Origin of the sequence: Enterococcus sp. DIV0421, assembly GCF_051713745.1 — a bacterium.
GTDB classification, from domain to species: domain Bacteria; phylum Bacillota; class Bacilli; order Lactobacillales; family Enterococcaceae; genus Enterococcus_D; species Enterococcus_D casseliflavus.
The window spans coordinates 2,048,077-2,067,817 of record NZ_JBIOQM010000001.1 but is presented as its reverse complement, the minus strand read 5'-3'; the positions used below and the strand labels follow the sequence as shown (position 1 = coordinate 2,067,817).

The following is a 19,741-nucleotide window of genomic DNA, read 5'->3' as shown; positions in this document are numbered from 1 at the left end:
CCCTTTTTAGGGTTAACGCCCTGCTCTTTTTTGCTATTTATCCATTCCGTATACTTCGACTTCATAGATTCGGGCTGCTGAGTCTGCTCCTTGTGTTGGTTTATCGATACTGATTTTTACATATTGCACCTTCTTGACGGCAAACGTATTGGTGCTAGTGCCCGCTTCATTTTTCAACGTTCGTGAAACTGGCTCATAGTCTTTGCCATCTTCACTGACGAGCACCGTATACGCCCGCGTATTCATGTCTGGACCTTCTCCACCAGCTTTCGCATGGGCGAGGCGTACTTCACTGACCGTTTGTGGTCGACCGAGATCGATCATCAACTCATGAGGCGCATTGCCTGTCGCACACCACTTCGTACTCAAATCACCATCGAGGGCAAAAGCTGGTGCTTCGGCATCATTGACAAACGATGAAGCAGTTGCTTCGGCATCTTTTGAAAGCAGCAGCAACTCTTTCGGCGCATCAGCAGAAATCGTGATCAATCCCGCCATTTCCAGAGGGGTCTCTCCTGCTTCGTTTTTGGCAACAAGCGTAACTTTGTAGGTACCTGGTTCCGAATAGGTCACTTGGGGATTTTCTTCTGTACTGCTTGTGATATCGCCGCCTTCAAACGTCCATTCAAATGCTTCGGCATTCGCAGATGAGGTATTCGTGAAGGTGATCGTTTCCCCCGGTGCCGCTAAGGTTTTAGAGGCTGTAAAGGCTGCTTTTGGCAGCTGATTGTTTGGCCAAGTGATCTCCACCGTATCGGATAGCTTGCCGCGATTGCCATAGCGATCCACTGCCACCACCGCAAACTTGGTTTTCGTCCCTTTTGGTCGTTCAACGGCATTCAAATAGTGGTTGGTTGCTGGCGTAGCTGCTAAGAAGGAGCGTGAGCCGTCATCGTTCAATTGGTAGACCTCATAAACCGCAGCTGTCTTGTCCTTGGCAGCTTCCCACGTTAAACGGACCCCCGCATAGTTGCCCTCTTCTTCATCAAAGAGCACATCCTCAACCGTCAATGCTTCGGCAGCGAATTTCTCTGCTTTCTGATCTCCGATCGTTAATTGCCCTAGATTCAACTCATAGACATCACTGGTTTCTTTCGTGGTTATGTCATAACCGATCGCTGTCACTTCCCCTTTGATGTCTTTCAATGAGTAAGTGATCGTCGTCCAGTCTGTTGCGACCTCTTTGTCTCCTTTGATCGTTTGTGTTGAACCATCAGCTAAAGTCACGACCAAATCAAGAGCTGTCGGTACCGTTGCTTTGACAGTCGTCGTCAGCTTCGTCTTTTTCGTCACAGGAAATGCTGTCTGATACAATGCCATGTGACTGGTACTACCTTTTGTCATCTGTCCACGTAGTTTCAGTGCATTTCCGCCATTATAGGCATCCGCATAATTGATTGATACAGCCAAATCATTGTCTTTTCCATGGTCAAAGACCCAACGATAGGTCGGCAAAACAGCTTGCAAGCTTCGGTTGTTCCAATTGCGGCTGGACACTTTTTCTCCCTCGATAAAATAGTTGTAGCCATTCCCCAGACTAAAATTCGTCACAAAAGGCAGCTCTGTGATAGCGGTCTGTTCCAGGGCATAGGTGGAGATCCCAGGCCACTCTGTCGCTTCTGGCAGCTGGCTTTCCCGAGGATCGCCCGTGTTATTGACCCAAAAAGCATTCTCTTTGCTTTGGAAATCATCCGGCGTACTAGCAGAAGAATAGGTCCAGCTAGGCACATACAGGCCCAATGAGGTATAAGGAACGCCTTTTTCATCCGTAACCAGATCCCAGCGTACAGGCGTTGAATAGCCATTTTCTTGCACATCGATCCCAGCAAAAAGATTGTAAGGATCGACACCGATTTCACGGGCTTTTTCCTTGGAGGCCTTCAACAGCTCTTTGTCCGCCAGTTTGTCAGTGGTCCACCAGAAATTCAAGAACATACTATCTGCCAATGGGTTCATCTCTGCATCCACCAAATAGGCTTTGTTCTTATCCGTCAAAGCGTTTTGCCAATCCATTTTCCCATCACTCGTCATGGAATCATACCACATGATCTCTAAATGCTCGTCGGCTTGTTCTTTGAATTGGGCAATCAATTCTTGCATCGCTTTGGCGTGGCTTTCATTTAATCCTTTACCATCAGTCCCCGATTGTTCGACACCTTCCGCTGCATCATCAAAACTAGTGACCGCCGTATCGGTTTCTTGATTGATGAACCAGCCATCAAAGCCATACGTATTGGCAACTTCGATCATTTTTTCTACGATCGGAAAGTTGCCGTCCTCATCCTTAGCTAAAAACGTATCTAGCCATTCCAACTTCCCACCATGGGCAGTTTGTGGAAAGAAGATCGTTCCTAAAACCGGCACGCCATTCCTATGAGCAGCATCTGTCACATCAGGACTTGGTGGTACGATGATCCCTTCGCCAGAAGAGCCGCCCCAATAAACCAATTGATCGATGTATTGCCAATAAGAAAAGACATTGGCATCAAAGGTATTGATCCCTCGTGGTGCATTGCCGCTCGTACTGCTATTCATGATCGAAAGCGCTACGACTTTGGTTTCTGCCGTTTGCGTGTCATTCATCTTCGGCAACGTCTCTTTAGCTGCCCGCTGCGCTAATGGAACAACGCTGGTATTATATTTCGCATCTGGATCTTTTTCAAAAGACCATGCCAACAAATCTTCTGGGAACCAATAAGACGACTCCGGTTGATTGTCCATCGCTTTTTCCAACGTACTTTTGGCTGTTTCTTGGTAAACGACTTTTCCAGTTGTCTTCGCCTCACTTTGGGTGCAGCCGCCGATTGCCGTTGCCGCTGCCAATACCAACAAAGATACGCCAACTTTACTGATTTTCCTTGTCACACTTCTTCCTCCTTGTTTTACATAAACCCGCCAACATTCCTACACTAAAACGATAACGCTTTCAAAGACCGGAATATAGGAACAAATTAAAGAAATCATGCAACAAATCCAAGAAGGTTGAGTTTAGAAAAAAAAGAGCCTCCGTTTAGGGAAGCTCTTTGGCCCTGCTTACTTCTTACTCCTTTCCAACGAGCGGCAGCCAAACGCGCATTTCGCCTATGCCCCGATTGCCCCATAAATGGTATGGGATCAGTTGCCACGTACGAGGTATGACCGTTTCCGCTCGTTCTTCGTAAAGGGTTGTTCCCGACCATTCTTCGCTTTGGTAGCCTTTGATCGCCAAACGTAAAGTAGTTGGCAACAACGTATCCTCTTTCGAAAAGGTCGCCTCCAGCGCCTGTGGGTCGATGCGGCAACGCCAGAGTGCTTGACCATTGTCGGCTTCTTCTATGCAATACACGAAGGGGCCACGTTGCAATGCGACTTGATTGATAGCTTGAATAACTTGAGGATTCGCACGCAAGATTTGCAATGGTTGTTCAAAACGGATATTGGCCGTCACGTTTTCGACTGCCTCAAAGATGATTGCCTCGCTCGTCTCCTGCCATTCGTGTTCACTATCGATTTGAAACTTACTTAGTCCGTTAGGTTTGTGGATGATGAGCGTCTTTGGAATGCCTTGATAGCGAATCGTGAGGTCCTCTGTAAAAGGAAACCCGCCCGTTTGTTCAAACGTAAATTGATCAGGTTCTTCTAAACGGCTTGCTACAAATAAATTCACGTAAAGCTTCTCTTGATCGCAAGTGTAAACCAAGCGCTGCAGCGAAGCGACCATCCGTGCAAAATTGGGCGGACAACACGCACAACCGAGCCAATCAGGTCGTTGAGCTTTGACGTGGCCTTTGCCAGGATTTTCCTGATCTCGTTGGGGATTGACCTCCAAAGGATTCACGTAGAAAAAGTGTTTGCCGTCAATTGCCGCACCAGAAAGGACGCTATTATACAACGCTCGTTCCATCGTCGCTAAATATTTTGGTTCATTGGTTAGTTTGAACAGCTCAAAAGAAAATTGGACCAATGCAATGGCTGCACAAGTTTCACAATACATCGTATCATTTGGCAAATCATAGGGACCGACAAAGGCTTCCCCGTGAACGGTTGAGCCGACGCCACCGGTCACATACATTTTCTTACAGGCGATGTCTTCCCAAATCGCTTCGCAAGCGTCGCTTAATGCTTGATCTTGGGTATGCTGGGCAACTTTTGCCATACCGCTTGCCATATACAGCATTCGTACCGCATGACCTTTGGCTTCATGCTGCTTTTTAGGTTGATCGTAGGCTTGTAAATAGGTGAGGTCTACCCTTGGCGTTTCATCTGATAAGCCATCCGCTTGGTTTTTCAAGATTTCTTTTTCGTAAAAGGCAGGATCTTCCCCACGTACTTCAAGAAAGAAATCAGCTAATGTCAAATAGGTTTGTTTACCAGTGTATTCATACAAACGCACCAGAGCCAATTCGATCTCTTGATGGCCATCAGCACCTTGAATTTTTCCAGGCTCCCGCCCAAAATACGTGCAAATATTGGCGATATTTTTCTCTGCCACGGTCAGTAATTTATCCTTGCCTGTTGCTTGATCATAAGCGATAGCCGCTTCGACTAGATGCCCGGCACAATAAAGTTCATGACTGAAATACAGCTGACGGTATTTTAACTTCGGTCGGGTCAATTGAAAGAAGGTATTTAAGTAGCCGTCCGCTTCTTGCGCCGCAGCAACTAAGTCAATCACTTCATCTACTGTCTTTTCCAATTGCGGATCGCTAGTATTCAACAAGCTATACCCAGCCGACTCGATCCATTTGTAGACATCACTATCTTGGAAAAACCAGCCAAAATGTTCCCCTTCCATTTGCCCTGCAGCGATGCGAAAATTCGCCAATGCATGGCTTTTCCCAGCTGGCAAATTGGGATCTTCCCGTTCTGCTTGAACATCTACATCGATTTCATCATTTAGGACTTGGTATTGGTAAGGAATCGTTTCTTTGCGAACAAGCTCTTGGTATCCTTGCCAAAACTCGTCCGTGAGCTGGATCTTGTTTAATGCGAATTCTTTCATTTCGTTCTCCTGTTCTTTTATTTTGAGATTTTATGGTAAATGTACGAGCTTAGACAGTCGTATGCTTTTTTTCAGGTAAAAAGACATACGCATCTTTTTGTTTAAACAAATTAAGTTGAAAATAAACCAGCGGTGTAACACCAAATACGAAGAATAAACCCGGTAGTAGGTAGTAGCAACAGCTGATCCCGACCATAAGGACGAAAATTTGACCGGTCAATCCAGGTTTGCCAAGCATTAGAATCAAACTTTTTTTAAGCATGGGTTTCCAAGCTCGTTCGTGTTGAAAAAACCAAAAGAGATTGGCTAAAAAAAGGAGACTAATCACTATCAGAAGTTGGATCAACAAATAAACGGTTGTATCGGCTTCGGTAAAGACATAGTGTCTCATTAGCATCAAGTCAATCGAAAAAAGGGCTGCTAAAGGAAGGATAAAGAGTCCTAATCGATTCATTCTCCAAAAGTTTTTTCGAAAGCTTTTTGCAAAGGACTGAAACAATTTTATCGCATTTGCTTCTTGATATTTTTCATCATTGCAAAGTTCGTAAACCGCATTGGTTGCTGGCAATAGTCCGAAAAGAACTAAGCCGAATAAGGTAAACAGCAGCCAATAGCAATGCAACAGAAATAACAGTAAGCCTTTTTTCCCAATGCTCACATGTATATCGACTAGCTTATTCATGTACTCACCCTTTCATTGCACCAATCATGACTCCTTTATCAAAGTATTTCTGTAGGAAAGGATAGATCACCAAAATCGGTAAGGTCGAAACAATGATGGCGCCATATTTGATCTGATCTGCATATTGTTGTCCGTAGCCATCACCCAAAGCGCCCGCACCACCTGCAGATGCTTGATTTGATAGTAAAATATCTCGCAGAACGATCTGTAAAGGTTGTTTTTCGTAGTCGCGAATAAATACGAGTCCTGTAAAGAAATCGTTCCAATGTTGGACCAAATAGTAAAGACCCACCACAGAAATGACTGCTTTGGATAGCGGTAGCGCCACAGTAACAAAAAATTTTGCATAGGAGCAACCATCTAGAGCGGCTGCTTCATAGAGACTATCCGGAATGCTTGTCTCAAAAAAGCTTCTTGCAATGATCAAGTTATAGACATTGACTGCTGAGGGAATAATAAAGACCCACATACTATCGATCAACCCCACATCTCGATAAAGTAAATACGTAGGGATCAAGCCACCATTGAAAAACATCGTAAAGGTAAAGAGAAACATCAAAAGTTTTCGAGGTTTAAATTCCTTTCTTGATAAGGCAAAAGCTGCGGGCAAAGTAAAAATTAAATTGACCGCCGTTCCTCCTAACGTATAAATCAAGGTATTGCGATAGCCCGTCCAGATCCTAGCATCTTGTAAAATTTTTTCAAAACCAAAAAAGCTGATATTCCTAGGAAAGAGTGTGACTAATCCTTTAGAAACCATGTTGGAATCACTAATTGAAGCGATGACGACAAAAAAGAGCGGATAGACGACAATCAAAAAGATACTCAAGCAAAGTATGATGATCGCTAGGTTAAAAAGAAGATCTGATTTAGGTTTGTTTGTTAGTGATAGATTCATATAGCCACCCCTTTACCATAAACTACGGTTCGTGTATTTTTTCGAAAGACCATTTGCTAAAACTAAAAAGAGAAAATTAATGATGTTATTGAATAGCCCGATCGCTGTTGAATAACTAAATTGACTGTTTAAAATCCCAATTTTATACACATACGTAGAAATGACTTCTGAGACGCTCAAATTCAAACTATTTTGCATCAGGAAAATCTTCTCAAAGCCAGCATTTAAAACCCCACCCATATTCATAATCAACAAAATAACCATCGTTGGCACTAATGCTGGTATATCAACATGGAGGATTTTTTGAAAACGATTGGCGCCATCGATATCTGCTGATTCATAGAGTTGCGTATCGATACTCGAAAGTGCCGCTAAGTAAATAATGCTGTTCCAGCCACAGTGCTGCCAAACCTCAGAAATGACATAGACGGGCACGAACGTACTGTCGCTCCCCATTAAGTTGACAGAAGAATCCAAGTTCAAGAGGTTGACTAAAACACCTGTTTCTGGTGAAAGAAAGACTTGCAATATCCCTACCATCACGACCGTAGAAATGAAGTGAGGTAAATAAACCGCAGTTTGCATGACTTTTTTTCTTTTAGGGTTTCTGATTTGATTGATGATCAATGCCAATAAAATGGGGGCAATGAACCCAAAAATCAGCGTTGTCACACTGATCCGCAACGTATTGACTATCACGGTTTGGAACATCGGGCTTTCGAAAAATTGTTGGAAATACTTGAAACCGACAAATTCGCCACCAGTGAGTCCCTTCGTAAAATCGAATTCCCGAAATGCTAGTTGGATACCATACATTGGTATGTAATTAAAAACCAAAATGATCGCTAATGCCGGTAAAACCATCAACCATAGCTGCCATTGTCGACTGAAATGAGAGAGTAGCCGATTATTTTTTTTCACGAGAACTGTGTCCATGATCTTCACTCCTTTGATAGATTTAGGTAAATGGCTGGTCTTTGTTATTCAAGCATGAACTTGCGATTGCTTTACTCAACTCTGACCAGCCTCACCACTCACTTAATTCCCGTAATATTGATCAAATCCTTTTTGAACGATCTCGATATTTTGATCTAAGCCGCTATTTTGCAAGGTTGTGACATATTGCTCCCACTCATCTTCAATGCCGCCTTTTGTCACCCATTTAGCAAATTTTGTCATTGCTTCATTGAGGATCGTTGTATTGTTGTTTGCTAGTGTTGTAGCATCCTCATTACTAAATTTCAAGAGATTGAATGGTACTACTTGTTCTTCAGGAACGATTTTATCCACGTAAGGATGCAACACTTCATCTTGGACCTCATTTGCTTTCATATCTGCGCCAAGTTCGACATCAAGAGCGTCTGAAATATACATTGGACTATTGTCCGCCCAAGTTGTTGTCCACTTCCATGTCCCTGGATCGACATTTTCATCTGCAGGTGGCAAGACGCGGTAAGTGTCCCCGTCTTTTTCGATGTTAGTGCCCAATGACCCAAACAATGCTTGGATTCCGATTTCTGGATCGTATAGCGCATTGACGAATTTTAAGGCTCCGTCCATATTTTTGGTTTGAGAGGAAACAACGGCAAAGTTTACCCCATAATTAAGCGAGGTTTCATAGCTCCATGTCGGTTCCACTCCAGCTTTTTGAATCAATGGTGCCATTGATGTATATTGATCTGCTAACTGATTACCAAATCGGTCTGAAGCTTCCCAGCCCCAAGTAAAACCGACTTTTGCCGTCTCGCCTTCTCCTCTACCAGTGGACTGATAGGCACTATAATCTTGAGAAAAAGCCTTAGGATTAATCAAGCCAGCTTCCCAGCACTTGTTCAAAAATTCCACTGTTTCTTTGTAACGCTCATCAACAAAGAAGTTGCCTACCTGTCCATTTTCAGCAAAGTAGCCGGTATTTCCTCCTTCAGAAACAACGATACCCGTACTTGCTAAAAGCTGCATTGGTTGGAAATAGCCAAAACCGCCGGTTCCAACTGGACTCCAATCCATTGGAATTTCATCGCTGGCATCCCCATCTCCATTCGCATCGTTTTCTTTGAATGCGACCAACACTTCGAATAGTTCATCCCATGTTTCAGGTACGTCTAACCCAAGATTGTCCAGCCACGTTTGATTGATATATTGACGAGAAGCAGATTTAGGCCAAAAACGCTGGTATTTTGGTAAGCCATAGATCTCTCCATTCAGTTGAGTAGCAAGTGCTTTTGTTTCTGGTTTTTCTTCAAACATCTTTTGAACATTTGGCAGGGCATCTAAGTGATCAGATAAATCGGTGAACAAGCCAGGAAACTTCGCAAATTCCGCATCCGTCACAACATTTGGTCCCAGAATCAAATCGGGAATATCTCCAGAAGCCAACATTGGGGCTTTTTTCTGATCCCAATCAGCGGAAACTTCCTCCCACTTTATGGTCAGCTCAAGTTCTTCTTCTAGTTTGTTCAACCACTCAATATCTTTGTTCTTTTGCGTCAAGCCATGTTTTACCACTAACACATTTAACTGGTTGCTTGACGACTCTCCATCTCCCTCACTTGAAGATCCTCCCCCGCATCCAGAGAGCAATCCGATCAATGCTGCAGAACAAAACACCAAACCTAATTTTTTCATTTTCTCATCCCTTTCACTCTTGTTACACTAAGTATAACGTCGAAAATGAAAACGCTTTTATTAACAATTTTTACTTCTACTCTCTTTTTTTTACTCGCCAACCATTTTTACATGATCCGCTTCATTCATAGTCCATAATGTTGCGGTTAAACTGATATGGAGAGATTCCTACACGTTCTTTAAAAACACGAAAAAAATAATTATAGTTCGCAAATCCGCTTTGCCTTGCGACTTCATTGACACTACAAGACGAGGTACTCAACAATAATTTTGCATAATCGATCCGCAACTCAGACAAGTATTTTGAAAAAGACTGTCCCCATTGCTGCTTAAACACCCTACTTAAATAGGAATAATTTAAATCAATCGCTTCGGCGCAGGTCTGCAAGCTGATCGGTTCTTTGAAGTGTTGATGAAGATAAAGAATACATTTTTTTACCGGCTCGTCAACAGGCTTAAAGACTTCTTTTTGGAAATTTTTTACACTTAATGAAATGGCTTCAAAAAAATCTGCTTCGATTCTTAGTAACGTATCGAACTGTTGATAATAATTGATTTGAATCATCGTTTCCATCGGCTGTCTAAAGCTATTACTCATCGCTAAACTGATTTGAAAATCAATTTGTGCAATTAGCTCTAAGGCCAGCGAACGTGCGACCCGTTTTTCTCTTATATACTCAAACAGTTTTTTACTATAATATTCGATGTTCTCTGGTTCGATGTATTTGGTATAAAAATAGATTTTTTTCAGATACAAAGCGATCTCATGCTGTTGAAAGACGTTTTTGCTGCATTCTTGGCTTGAAAAATGCAGCAACTCATTCGGACGTGAAAAAAAGAGTAAATCTGAGATTCGTTCATCGCTCTTAAATAGTTCTAATACCTCCGACAGTTGATTGCTTACTGGGGAGCGCAGGAGAAAAAGTTCAACATCTAGTAAGCGCTTGGCAGCATGGTAGCACTTGGTTTTGATCGTTTCCAAGTAATCATTGATCGCTTTATAGGATTTGATTTTTGCAAACGAGTAGAGCATAAAAAGCTTCCCATCATCAGTCACAAAAGAGAGCATTTCTATGGTTTCATTCTTTGTGTCTAAAATCAATTGCTCTAAAACAGCGCTCACTTTTCGTTTATACTTTTCTTTGTCCCAAACATTTTTGCTGATAGAGATAGGTATCATAACAAGTCCTACCATTTTTTCAGTTACAAAATGCGGATACTGTTGCATCAAGAAGCTTGTATTTCCATGAAAAAAGTCTCGTAGAGAGGGTGTCTCGTAAGCAGGCGCAGCCATTGGCTCGTCTGTAAAAAAATTGATTTTTTTCAGCGCTTCCGAAATCACTTCCTCGCTCAATTCATGTTTCAAAAGATAGTCAACGACTCCATATTTCATGCTACCACTCGCATAATTAAAGTCGGCGTAGCCACTCATCACGATCACTTTAGTCGTGCGATCGATCAGTTCCAATTGTTCTAAAAAGGCTAAGCCATTCATAATTGGCATATTCATGTCTAAAAAAATGAGATCTACAGAATAAATCTCCAAATAATTTAACAACTCGTAAGGATTTGCCGTACTGAGTACAATTTCAAATTGAGGGAAATTTTGTAAAATAGTACTTATTTTGTTGCGTGAAATCAACTCATCATCTAAGAGGGCTATTTTCTTCATCGTCTTTTTCTCCAATCATAGGAAGCTCAATAATGACCCGGGTATAAACCCCTAACTCTGTTTCATATGTGATCCCATAGTCTGGACCATAGTAGAGCTTGATTCGTTTATCGATATTATGGATACCAATTTTCGAATAGTGTTTTCCATTGCTTTTTTCTCGCTCGTTTATCTGTTTTATCGCTTCTTCTGTTAGTCCATTGCCATTATCTTCAACCATTAAACAAAGCTTATCTCCCTTTTTTTCTCCACTTATTTTTATTTGCCCTTTTTCGCTATTTGTTCCAACAAAATTGTGCAAAATGCTATTTTCAACAATGGGCTGCAAAATAAATCGAAGGATACGGCAAGATAAAATCGCTGGATCAAGCGCCCAATGAACATCAAAGCTATCAATATAGGCAACTTTTTGGATGGACACATAGCTTTTGACATGGGCTACTTCTTCAAACAAAGGAATCAAGTCTTGTCCCTTATACATCGTGGCATGCAACAATGATACAAGTGATTTCGAAAGATAGGCAATATTGTTAGCCTGTTGTAATTCAGCCATCCAGGTAATCGAGTTTAGCGTATTGGACAGAAAATGGGGGTTGATTTGAGCTTGTAGAAAGTCGATTTCAATTTCTTTTTTCTCTTTTTCTCTGGCTTTATTTTCTTCCATTAAAGTATTGATATTGGCAACCATCGAATTAAAGACTATACTCATTTGTTTTAATTCGTCATTTCCTTGAATCTCAACAGTGGTCGATAAGTCCTTATTCTTGACCCGCTCCATTGCTTGGTTTAATTGATCGATTCGTTTCGACAGTTTTAATATAATCAGCGTAGCCACAAAAATACTCATGCTGACGATCACGATACACAGGAAAATCATCAGTCGCAAATTCTGTGTCAACGGTCCCAAAAATGGTTTTTTGGGGAGATGGAGATGAAACCACGCTTCGACTTCTTCACTATAGAATGATTTCTCATACAAATTGGCTTGGTCTTCATCAATGGTGCCAACTTCAGCAAGCACCGTTTGCTTTTGATCTAACAAGGCGATCTGCGTCCCAGCTGGGAGGTTTTCTAATTGATCATTAAGAAACTCGCTTGTATGAAGGAATCCCACCAAGTGCCCTAGGACTACTTGCCCGACTTTGATTTCATTTTTGATATAAACAGTCGAATCATCAATTTCTCTTGCATAAGCGGCCTCATTGGTGTAACCAATCAACGTTTCTTCAACAACTGGATCAACTAACCCAAACGACATCAATCGATTTTCTTTGGAATAAATCGCCATTCCCAGCAAATAAGGTTGAAATTGATACAATGGTTCCACGATCTCCTTCAATTCCATGGTCAGTTTGATGCTCTCAAAGGTGTCTCTCGTAATCCGTGGTTGTTCACTGGCCTCTTTCAACGTGTCGTAGCCATCCATAATCAATTTATAATTGATATGATTAAGATCCGTACTGATCGTATGGATATTACGTAAAATAGAGACCTCGATCTCTTTCGCTTGGATCTCCATATTTTTATCAATGATCTTATTCGCGGTATTAGAAAAAAAGAGAATGATCAGTGACGAAGTAACGACATTCGCAATAATGATCGTTACCATAAGTTTCATTTTTATCTTCAATCGCTTCACACTTTCTAACTATCTGTCTTTACTTCATTCTTAAAAAAGCTGTATGTTCCCCTAATATATGTTGTCCGGCTTCTTCTTTGATTTGATGGGTGTAGATTTGACGATAAACTTTAGGACTCATGCCTTTTTTCTGTTTAAAAGTATTGGTAAAGTGCTGCCTACTGTTGAATCCTGCTTGAGCGGCAATTTCGACGATTGGCAGCTGACTATTGCTTAGTAAAAATGCTGCCTGCTTCAGACGCTCACTGGTGAGAAAATGGTTGACCGTCACTCCCAGTTGCTCATGAAAGAGTTTATGCAAGTAGGCTTTCGTAATCCCCACAGCCGCTGCGATTTGGGAGACTTGAATATCTTCATCAAAATGCTGTTGAATATAGTTGACCGCAGCGTTCACATAGCAATTGCCCCGTTTGGTTTCTTTCGTACGTAATGAAAAGGCTAATTCCATCAACATCCGCTTAAACAAGAGCTCGATCGTAAATTGCCGTTCAGCAGACGGTTGCTCTTGAGTATCATCGATCATTAGCAGCTGCAGCAATGACTTGATCGCTTGTCCAAATTGGCGGACATCGCGACTTTTCGCGTAAGGCTCATTCAATTGTACATTTCCTTTGATGTATGCAAAAACATCACGAACACAAAGGCCGGACGGTGTCTCACTCAGAAGAAATTCAATATTCAGTAAGGTGCAGGAATCTCCTTCAACGAGTAAGGCGTGTTCCACAAACGCGTTTATGAAAACGAAATCATTTCTTTCCAGAACAATTACTTGATCTTGCACCTTTATCTTACACTTCCCTTTGGTCACAAACATGATCTCACACGCTGGGTGTTGATGTGGATCCATGGAAAAACGCTCAAGGGCAACACTATAGTATGCTGTAATCTTCGCATAGTTTGATTCTTGTGGAAACACCATTGATCAACTCCTTTTTCATTCGTTGACGATTTCTTTCTTTTTTATTTCTAGTAGACAAAACTTTCCCTCTCTTTTTTATTGCTTACTATACTATAAGAAAAACGTACTAGGAGGAAATCAATGTCTTTTTTACATTTTGCACAAACACCCCCAATGGGATGGAATTCTTGGGACTGCTATGGCGCTTCTGTAACCGAAGCAGAAGTGATCGCCCATGCAGATTTTATGGCAGAGCATTTGAAAGCTTATGGTTGGGAGTACGTCGTCGTGGATATTCAATGGAGCGAACCAGAAGCAAAGTCTACAAGGTACAATGATTTTTATCCGTTGTGTATGGACGACTATTCTCGCTTGATTCCTGCTGAGAACCGTTTCCCTTCAGCAAAAGATGGCGCTGGTTTCAAAAAACTTGGTGACTATCTGCATCAAAAAGGGCTGAAGTTTGGTATCCATATCATGCGCGGCATTCCACGACAAGCAGTTCACCAAAATACGCCGATCAAAGGAACGGATAAACGGGCACGGGACATTGCTATGAATTCAATCTGCCCTTGGAATTCCGATATGTATGGGGTCGATGTTTCATTGCCTGAAGGACAGCTTTATTATGATTCTTTGCTCGAATTATATGCTTCTTGGGGTGTTGACTTTATAAAGGTGGATGATATCGGCGATTCGAAAATTTACGGTGATGCCCATAAAGCAGAAATCAAAGCGATTCGCCGTGCGATCGATCGATCGGGTCGAGAGATCGTCCTTTCTTTGTCTCCCGGACCAGCTGCCCTCAAAAATGGTAGTTTCTTTCAAAATCATGCCAATATGTGGCGCTTGACGGATGACTTTTGGGATCATTGGGACGCCCTTTACTCCATGTTTGACCGAGCAGCAGAGTGGGCACCTTTCGTCCGTCCAGGTAACTGGCCTGACTGTGATATGCTGCCGTTGGGTCATATCGGCATTCGGGCAGTTGATGGTGGCGGTGGTGATAGTTGGACACGTTTTACGGAAGACGAGCAATACTTATTGATGAGTTTATGGACGATCTTCCAATCTCCATTGATGTTCGGTGGTACTTTACCAGACATCGATCCCTTTACGTTACGTTTATTGACGAATATTGAAGTCTTAGAAATGTATCGAAGAATCCATACGAAAAAAGAGTTCTATCGTGATCAAGAGTGGATCATTTGGGAGGCGTTGAGCGACACAGCCGTCTACTATGCCATTTTCAATGTTTCTGATCAAACGCAAACCATCCCAAAATCGATCGCTGCTTTACTACCAATTAAAAACGGCACTGAGTTATGGCAACAAAAAGAACAAACAATTGCCGATGCTGAGGTTCCTACTCATGGTGTCTTGTTATTCAAAAGCCCATTACAATAGTCCTCTCAATGAAAGCAACACAATGTGCCTAGCACATTGTGTTGCTTTTCTATTCATATGGTTCTTCCCCTCTCAACAAGGAACCTACTAGTCTTACAAACAACTCACCGTAACCATTTCCAGCCTATACTTCATGAATCAAGTAACTCTGTTTTCCCTCTCGTAAAAAGATTGGTAAGGAATCAATTTGTGCCTGTGCGACAATCCATTGTCCACCTTCATAGATAGTTCCATCTCGAGCATCGGTCCATTTTGCTCCTGTTGGCAAATATACCTCACGCTCAGTAGCATGCGCTACAACGATGGGCGCTACTAGAATATCAGAACCATAGAGATACTGTGTTGTCAGTTCCCATGCCTGGTGATCCTCTGGAAATTCATAAAAAGTTGGGCGAATGACTGGCGTTCCTTTTTCATGAGCTGCGCGCATCAATTCACGCGAGTAGTCCCGCATCAATTCACGAATTCCAATAAATTTTTTCATAATCTCATAGTTCTTTTCCCCAAACGCCCATATTTCGTTAGCTGCTCCGGTTTGCTCTGTTTCTTCACCATCTGCCTTGAAGATTTTTTTATGGGGAGTACGTGAACCATGCAATCGCATGACTGGACAAAAAGTCCCGTATTGAAACCAGCGGATCAATAAATCTTGAAAATCTAGACTTGTCACAGAACCACCATGAAATCCGCCGATGTCACTTGTCCACCACGGGATGCCTGCTAACCCCATTTGCATGCCAGCAACGATTTGGTTGCGAAAGTCTTGATAAGTCGAATGAATATCGCCGGACCAAACCAATGCCCCATATCGTTGGCTGCCCGCCCAAGCACAACGAACCAATTTGATTGAATGTTCTTTTTGTGAGGAGGCTTCTCCCTCATCAAAACCACGAACATACTCACGGGGATAAATATTGCCTTTTTGCAACACACTCCCTACATAATAACGATAGGAATCATAGTCATACGTACCAAATTCTGGTTCAGCCTCATCCAACCAAAACAAGCGAATGCCGTTATTGACATAATTTTTTGATACTTTCTCCCAGACATAGTTTCGAGCTTTAGGATTTGTTGGATCATAAAAAATGTTATTCCCATGAAACAACATCTGTACATCAATGCCGCGATCCGTTTTGACTAATAAGCCTTTTTCTTTCATCTCTTGAAAATTCTCACTACGCGTGTCGATTTGGGGCCAGATCGATACCATTAGCTCGATTCCATATTTATCTCGTACTTCTTCTGCCATCGCCTTGGGGTCTGGAAAGAAATTTTCATCAAAGCGAAAATCACCACAGCGCGGCCAATGATAATAATCGATCACTAGTACATCAACGGGAATGTTCCGCTCTTTGTGTTCCCTAGCGATCGCCACTACTTCCGCTTGTGTCGCATAGCGAAGTTTACATTGCCAAAATCCTAGACCATATTCGGGCATCATAGGTGCCCGTCCTGTCACTTGGCTAAATTGTTCTTCGATTTGAGCTGGTGTCTCTCCAGCAGTGATCCAGTAATCCAATTGCTTCGTACTTTCGGCACGCCATTCGGTCGTATTTTTACCAAAAGAGACCGAACCGATTGCTGGATTGTGCCAAAAAAAGCCGTATCCTTTGTTTGATAAATAAAAGGGGATCGAAGCTTGTGAATTTCGATGCGCTAATTCTAAATTACACCCTTTTAGATCAAAAATATCCTGTTGATATTGTCCCATACCATAGATTTTCTCCTCATGATTGGCTTCGAAAGTAGCTTTTAGTTGAAAATCTCCTCCAATAATCGACTTGAAAAACCGCGCCTTTTTCAAGAGCGCACCGCCAGATGCTGCTTCTTTCAAAATCACTTCACCTTTTTGATTGTAAAAAGTGATCTTGCCACAGTTGTTCCAGCCTGACTCTTTGGTGACTACTGCGTGGATTTTTCCATTACCGATAGATCCTACATCCCCCTCAATCGCAACCTCGGCCTTAGAATCTTGTGTTAATAATGCACAGCAGGATAAATCTAGTTCACCAGACGGTGCACTCACCACCCGCAAACTGTTCGTGCCCCAAGCAATAATGCGCACGACTTCATTTCCATTTTGAAATTCGAGGTAATTCTCACCTATTGAAAAAAACGACATTTTTGAACCCTCCTTTTTTTCAGTATAGCTGGATTACAGAGGGCTATCCTTCGATTTTATGGCGTGTTCTATCGTAATCATGTCATTTTTCCGATATTGTGTAGGGGTCTCACCAAACATCTTTTTGAAGCACACAGAAAAATGATTACTATTACAAAAACCGACAGCTTGAGCGATCGCCACCATGGTCAAATCAGTCTCTCGCAACAATTCTGCCGATCGGATCAAGCGATAATGATTTAGATAAGCCATTGGGGAAGTTCGAAATGATTGTTTAAAAAATCGTGTAAATTGCTCTTTACTTAAGGAAACAGAATCGGCCAAATCTTGTAATTGGATCATTTCATGATAATTACTATGAATATAAGATAAAACTATTTTTTCCCGTTTTTCTTGGAGGCGCTCGCTTGATTTTTTTGCTGGCTGGTCGGTCCCAACTTCTAATAGATGTGACAAGAGTTGGATAACAATCCCTTTCAGACGTAATTCACGATAGGACGATTTCCCCATAAAGCATTGATCAAATAGTTGAAACAAGGTGAGACTTTGTTGACTTTTATCTGGAAAATCCACATAAGAAGTAACACCTTCTTGTATCAAAAAAGGATCGATTTGTTGGCTTTGAATTCTATCTGATTGTCGACTCGTGATTAATTGTTCAGAAAAAACGATACACGAAAAACGGCAGCTTTGTTGTGCGATTCGATAGGCAGTGTGTAAAGTGTTGGGAGGAATCAGGACGATCGTATTTGCCTTAATCTTGCGTGAGACTCCATTAACGACTAATTCTAGCTGTCCTTGATGGACACATAAAATTTCGATTTCTTTATGCCAATGTGGCACAAAAAAGAATTCTCGCCAAACACTCACTAAATTAGGATAATATGCTAATGGGAAATCTTCCGTGCCATGGTTCGCAGCTTCATAATAAGCAAGCGCTGCAGGTTGATTTATTTTCATTGAATCACTCGCTCACTTTCCACTTTGTTAACATTGTTTTTCGTTTAATCATAGCGTATCTACAACGATTATGTAAGCGTAATCAAAAAAATAGTTTATCTGTTAATCCTTTTGACCAATTGAAACAAACAGGACAGCTACTTGACGAGCTGTCCTGTTTGTTCCCACATTCCTGCAGGACAGTTTTTCTTAGCTAAATTTGCGCGAAACCGATAAAAGCAGCCGCATTTGGTACAGGTATGATTCAATCGCAATGGACAAGTCTCACAAACAACGATTCTCCTACTGACGATCTCCGGCGAAGCCAAGTCGCTTTCTAAAGAAAGTTGTTCTGCAATCAAGGATTCAATGTCTTCCTGTGCTGCTGCAGCATCTTTCACTTCGCATCCTTTACAAGTCATGGGATCAGACTGTCAATGAGATCGTTAGAACACTCATTGCTGGCACCCGCAAGCTGACTTTGTTCTCTTTAACATCGTAAGCGGTGAAGTCTTGGATCACCACATCTTCAGGATGATCAAAATCATTGTGTGCGTTCATTTTGTCCCCCACGATATAACGAGCTTCTTTCACTTCATTGATCGCTGTTTCCAGGGAGAAGGATAATTCTTCCGTGCCTTGGGTAGCAAAATTACAAACCGATAGATGGATCGTATCCTCTTTTTTCGAAATCGTATACGTAATGGTATCACTGCTAGTTCCATGGCTATCAACGGTTTCAGCATCTTGATGGACTTTGTACAAATCAAAGACATGATAGCTTGGGGTTTTCACCATTTGTTCGCCATCTGTCAAAATCATCGCTTGCAGGACGTTGACGGTTTGTGCGATATTTGCCATATGCACTCGCTTGGCATGTTTATGGAAAATATTCAAGGTGATCGCTGCGACCATGGCATCACGAATCGTATTTTGTTGGTATAAGAAGCCTGGATTCGTCCCAGGTTCTGCTGAGAACCAAGTGCCCCATTCATCAACAATGATTCCCACACGCTGTTCTGGGTCATACTGGTCCATGATCGCGCTGTGGCGGGTCAATAATTCATCCATGTAGGCTGCTTTTTCACAGGTCACTTGCCACTCTGCCTCATCAAATTCCAAGGCGCTCCCTTTTTCTTCCCAGCCCTGCGGATGAACGTAGTAGTGCAAGCTTAGGCCGTCCATCAACCAATGGGCGTTTTTCATCAGCGTTTCTGTCCAATGATAGTCTGCGACATTCGCTCCGCCAGCAACTTTGTAGATTTTTTTGTCACCGTATTGGCGGACATAGGTTTGATAGCGGCGATACAGATCCGCATAATACTCTGGCCGCATATTGCCGCCGCAGCCCCAGTTTTCGTTTCCTACGCCAAAGAATTTCATTTCCCACGCATCTTCATGGCCATTTTCTCTGCGAAGATCAGCCATCGGAGAAATGCCATCCATCGTGATGTATTCCACCCATTCCGACATTTCTTGCACCGTTCCGCTGCCGACATTGCCGTTGACATACGCGTCACATTCCAGCTGCTTGATCAATTCAAAAAATTCATGGGTCCCGAAATGATTGTTTTCAGTCACGCCGCCCCAGTGAGTGTTGACCATCGTTTTGCGGTTTTCTTTAGGACCAATCCCGTCTTTCCAATGGTATTCATCGGCGAAGCAGCCGCCTGGCCAACGCAGCACAGGGATTTGAATGTTTTTCAGTGCTTCAACCACATCGATCCGCATCCCATTTTTATTTGGGATCTGCGAATCTTCTCCAACGTATAATCCTTCATAGATACAACGGCCTAGATGCTCTGCAAAATGACCGTAGATATATTTGCTGATCGTTGTTCCTGATTTTGTGTTTTGAATGTTAATCGTCATTGT

Annotated in this window: 14 protein-coding genes; 1 reads left to right on the top strand and 13 read right to left on the bottom strand. The window is 42.2% G+C overall.

The genetic code is table 11. The annotated features are described in order from the left end of the window. Positions 1 to 33 precede the first annotated feature (33 nt). From IGI96_RS09965 to IGI96_RS09925, 9 genes are all read right to left on the bottom strand, one after another. Positions 34 to 2,865 carry an endo-beta-N-acetylglucosaminidase gene (locus IGI96_RS09965; protein WP_086339077.1) on the bottom strand — a complete coding sequence of 944 codons (2,832 nt, stop codon included), beginning with the start codon at positions 2,863 to 2,865 and terminating at the stop codon, positions 34 to 36. A gap of 175 nt (positions 2,866 to 3,040) precedes the next feature. Then, positions 3,041 to 4,981: a glycoside hydrolase family 127 protein gene (locus IGI96_RS09960; protein ID WP_086339076.1), complete on the bottom strand. Its 1,941-nt coding sequence runs from the start codon at positions 4,979 to 4,981 to the stop codon at positions 3,041 to 3,043. A gap of 49 nt (positions 4,982 to 5,030) precedes the next feature. Continuing rightward, complete coding sequence (locus IGI96_RS09955; protein ID WP_086339075.1) at positions 5,031 to 5,663, bottom strand: DUF624 domain-containing protein; 633 nt, start codon at positions 5,661 to 5,663, stop codon at positions 5,031 to 5,033. A gap of 4 nt (positions 5,664 to 5,667) precedes the next feature. Then, positions 5,668 to 6,561 carry a carbohydrate ABC transporter permease gene (locus tag IGI96_RS09950; protein ID WP_016609627.1) on the bottom strand — a complete coding sequence of 298 codons (894 nt, stop codon included), beginning with the start codon at positions 6,559 to 6,561 and terminating at the stop codon, positions 5,668 to 5,670. Between the two features lie 12 nt (positions 6,562 to 6,573). After that, positions 6,574 to 7,497 carry an ABC transporter permease gene (locus tag IGI96_RS09945; RefSeq protein WP_016609626.1) on the bottom strand — a complete coding sequence of 308 codons (924 nt, stop codon included), beginning with the start codon at positions 7,495 to 7,497 and terminating at the stop codon, positions 6,574 to 6,576. A 102-nt stretch (positions 7,498 to 7,599) separates the two neighbouring features. Beyond that, positions 7,600 to 9,186, bottom strand: a complete 1,587-nt coding sequence (locus tag IGI96_RS09940; protein ID WP_016609625.1) for an extracellular solute-binding protein — start codon at positions 9,184 to 9,186, stop codon at positions 7,600 to 7,602. Between the two features lie 121 nt (positions 9,187 to 9,307). After that, complete coding sequence (locus IGI96_RS09935) at positions 9,308 to 10,858, bottom strand: response regulator transcription factor (RefSeq protein WP_016609624.1); 1,551 nt, start codon at positions 10,856 to 10,858, stop codon at positions 9,308 to 9,310. Then, the gene (locus IGI96_RS09930; protein WP_086339074.1) at positions 10,833 to 12,476 is read right to left on the bottom strand and encodes a sensor histidine kinase; all 1,644 of its coding nucleotides are present in this window, start codon (positions 12,474 to 12,476) and stop codon (positions 10,833 to 10,835) included. The genes IGI96_RS09935 and IGI96_RS09930 overlap by 26 nt, the downstream gene beginning before the upstream one ends. Positions 12,477 to 12,516: 40 nt before the next feature. Then, positions 12,517 to 13,416: a helix-turn-helix domain-containing protein gene (locus tag IGI96_RS09925; RefSeq protein WP_086339073.1), complete on the bottom strand. Its 900-nt coding sequence runs from the start codon at positions 13,414 to 13,416 to the stop codon at positions 12,517 to 12,519. Positions 13,417 to 13,536: 120 nt separating this feature from the next. Here IGI96_RS09925 and IGI96_RS09920 point away from each other — a divergent pair, with 120 nt between their 5' ends. Then, positions 13,537 to 14,802, top strand: coding sequence for a glycoside hydrolase family 27 protein (locus IGI96_RS09920; RefSeq protein WP_086339072.1), 1,266 nt, complete (start codon positions 13,537 to 13,539; stop codon positions 14,800 to 14,802). Positions 14,803 to 14,926: 124 nt separating this feature from the next. Here the strand turns inward: IGI96_RS09920 and IGI96_RS09915 are convergent, their stop codons facing one another. The 4 genes from IGI96_RS09915 to IGI96_RS09900 form a co-directional block, all read right to left on the bottom strand. Continuing rightward, positions 14,927 to 16,927 carry a glycoside hydrolase family 31 protein gene (locus IGI96_RS09915; RefSeq protein ID WP_016609619.1) on the bottom strand — a complete coding sequence of 667 codons (2,001 nt, stop codon included), beginning with the start codon at positions 16,925 to 16,927 and terminating at the stop codon, positions 14,927 to 14,929. A gap of 33 nt (positions 16,928 to 16,960) precedes the next feature. Beyond that, positions 16,961 to 17,887 carry an AraC family transcriptional regulator gene (locus IGI96_RS09910; RefSeq protein WP_016609618.1) on the bottom strand — a complete coding sequence of 309 codons (927 nt, stop codon included), beginning with the start codon at positions 17,885 to 17,887 and terminating at the stop codon, positions 16,961 to 16,963. Between the two features lie 137 nt (positions 17,888 to 18,024). Continuing rightward, positions 18,025 to 18,288, bottom strand: a complete 264-nt coding sequence (locus IGI96_RS09905; RefSeq protein WP_086339071.1) for a DUF6171 family protein — start codon at positions 18,286 to 18,288, stop codon at positions 18,025 to 18,027. A gap of 4 nt (positions 18,289 to 18,292) precedes the next feature. After that, positions 18,293 to 19,738 (bottom strand): alpha-N-arabinofuranosidase, encoded by a 1,446-nt coding sequence (locus IGI96_RS09900; protein ID WP_086339070.1) that lies wholly within the window; start codon positions 19,736 to 19,738, stop codon positions 18,293 to 18,295. Between the last annotated feature and the right edge of the window lie 3 nt (positions 19,739 to 19,741).

What these genes read in the sequence shown, in the direction of transcription:
- IGI96_RS09940 (WP_016609625.1), bottom strand. Translation starts at nt 9,186, where the DNA reads ATGAAAAAATTAGGTTTGGTGTTTTGTTCTGCAGCATTGATCGGATTG.
- IGI96_RS09950 (WP_016609627.1), bottom strand. Translation starts at nt 6,561, where the DNA reads ATGAATCTATCACTAACAAACAAACCTAAATCAGATCTTCTTTTTAAC.
- IGI96_RS09920 (WP_086339072.1), top strand. Translation starts at nt 13,537, where the DNA reads ATGTCTTTTTTACATTTTGCACAAACACCCCCAATGGGATGGAATTCT.
- IGI96_RS09945 (WP_016609626.1), bottom strand. Translation starts at nt 7,497, where the DNA reads ATGGACACAGTTCTCGTGAAAAAAAATAATCGGCTACTCTCTCATTTC.
- IGI96_RS09900 (WP_086339070.1), bottom strand. Translation starts at nt 19,738, where the DNA reads ATGACGATTAACATTCAAAACACAAAATCAGGAACAACGATCAGCAAA.
- IGI96_RS09915 (WP_016609619.1), bottom strand. Translation starts at nt 16,927, where the DNA reads ATGTCGTTTTTTTCAATAGGTGAGAATTACCTCGAATTTCAAAATGGA.
- IGI96_RS09905 (WP_086339071.1), bottom strand. Translation starts at nt 18,288, where the DNA reads ATGACTTGTAAAGGATGCGAAGTGAAAGATGCTGCAGCAGCACAGGAA.
- IGI96_RS09935 (WP_016609624.1), bottom strand. Translation starts at nt 10,858, where the DNA reads ATGAAGAAAATAGCCCTCTTAGATGATGAGTTGATTTCACGCAACAAA.
- IGI96_RS09925 (WP_086339073.1), bottom strand. Translation starts at nt 13,416, where the DNA reads ATGGTGTTTCCACAAGAATCAAACTATGCGAAGATTACAGCATACTAT.
- IGI96_RS09910 (WP_016609618.1), bottom strand. Translation starts at nt 17,887, where the DNA reads ATGAAAATAAATCAACCTGCAGCGCTTGCTTATTATGAAGCTGCGAAC.
- IGI96_RS09955 (WP_086339075.1), bottom strand. Translation starts at nt 5,663, where the DNA reads ATGAATAAGCTAGTCGATATACATGTGAGCATTGGGAAAAAAGGCTTA.
- IGI96_RS09960 (WP_086339076.1), bottom strand. Translation starts at nt 4,981, where the DNA reads ATGAAAGAATTCGCATTAAACAAGATCCAGCTCACGGACGAGTTTTGG.
- IGI96_RS09930 (WP_086339074.1), bottom strand. Translation starts at nt 12,476, where the DNA reads ATGAAACTTATGGTAACGATCATTATTGCGAATGTCGTTACTTCGTCA.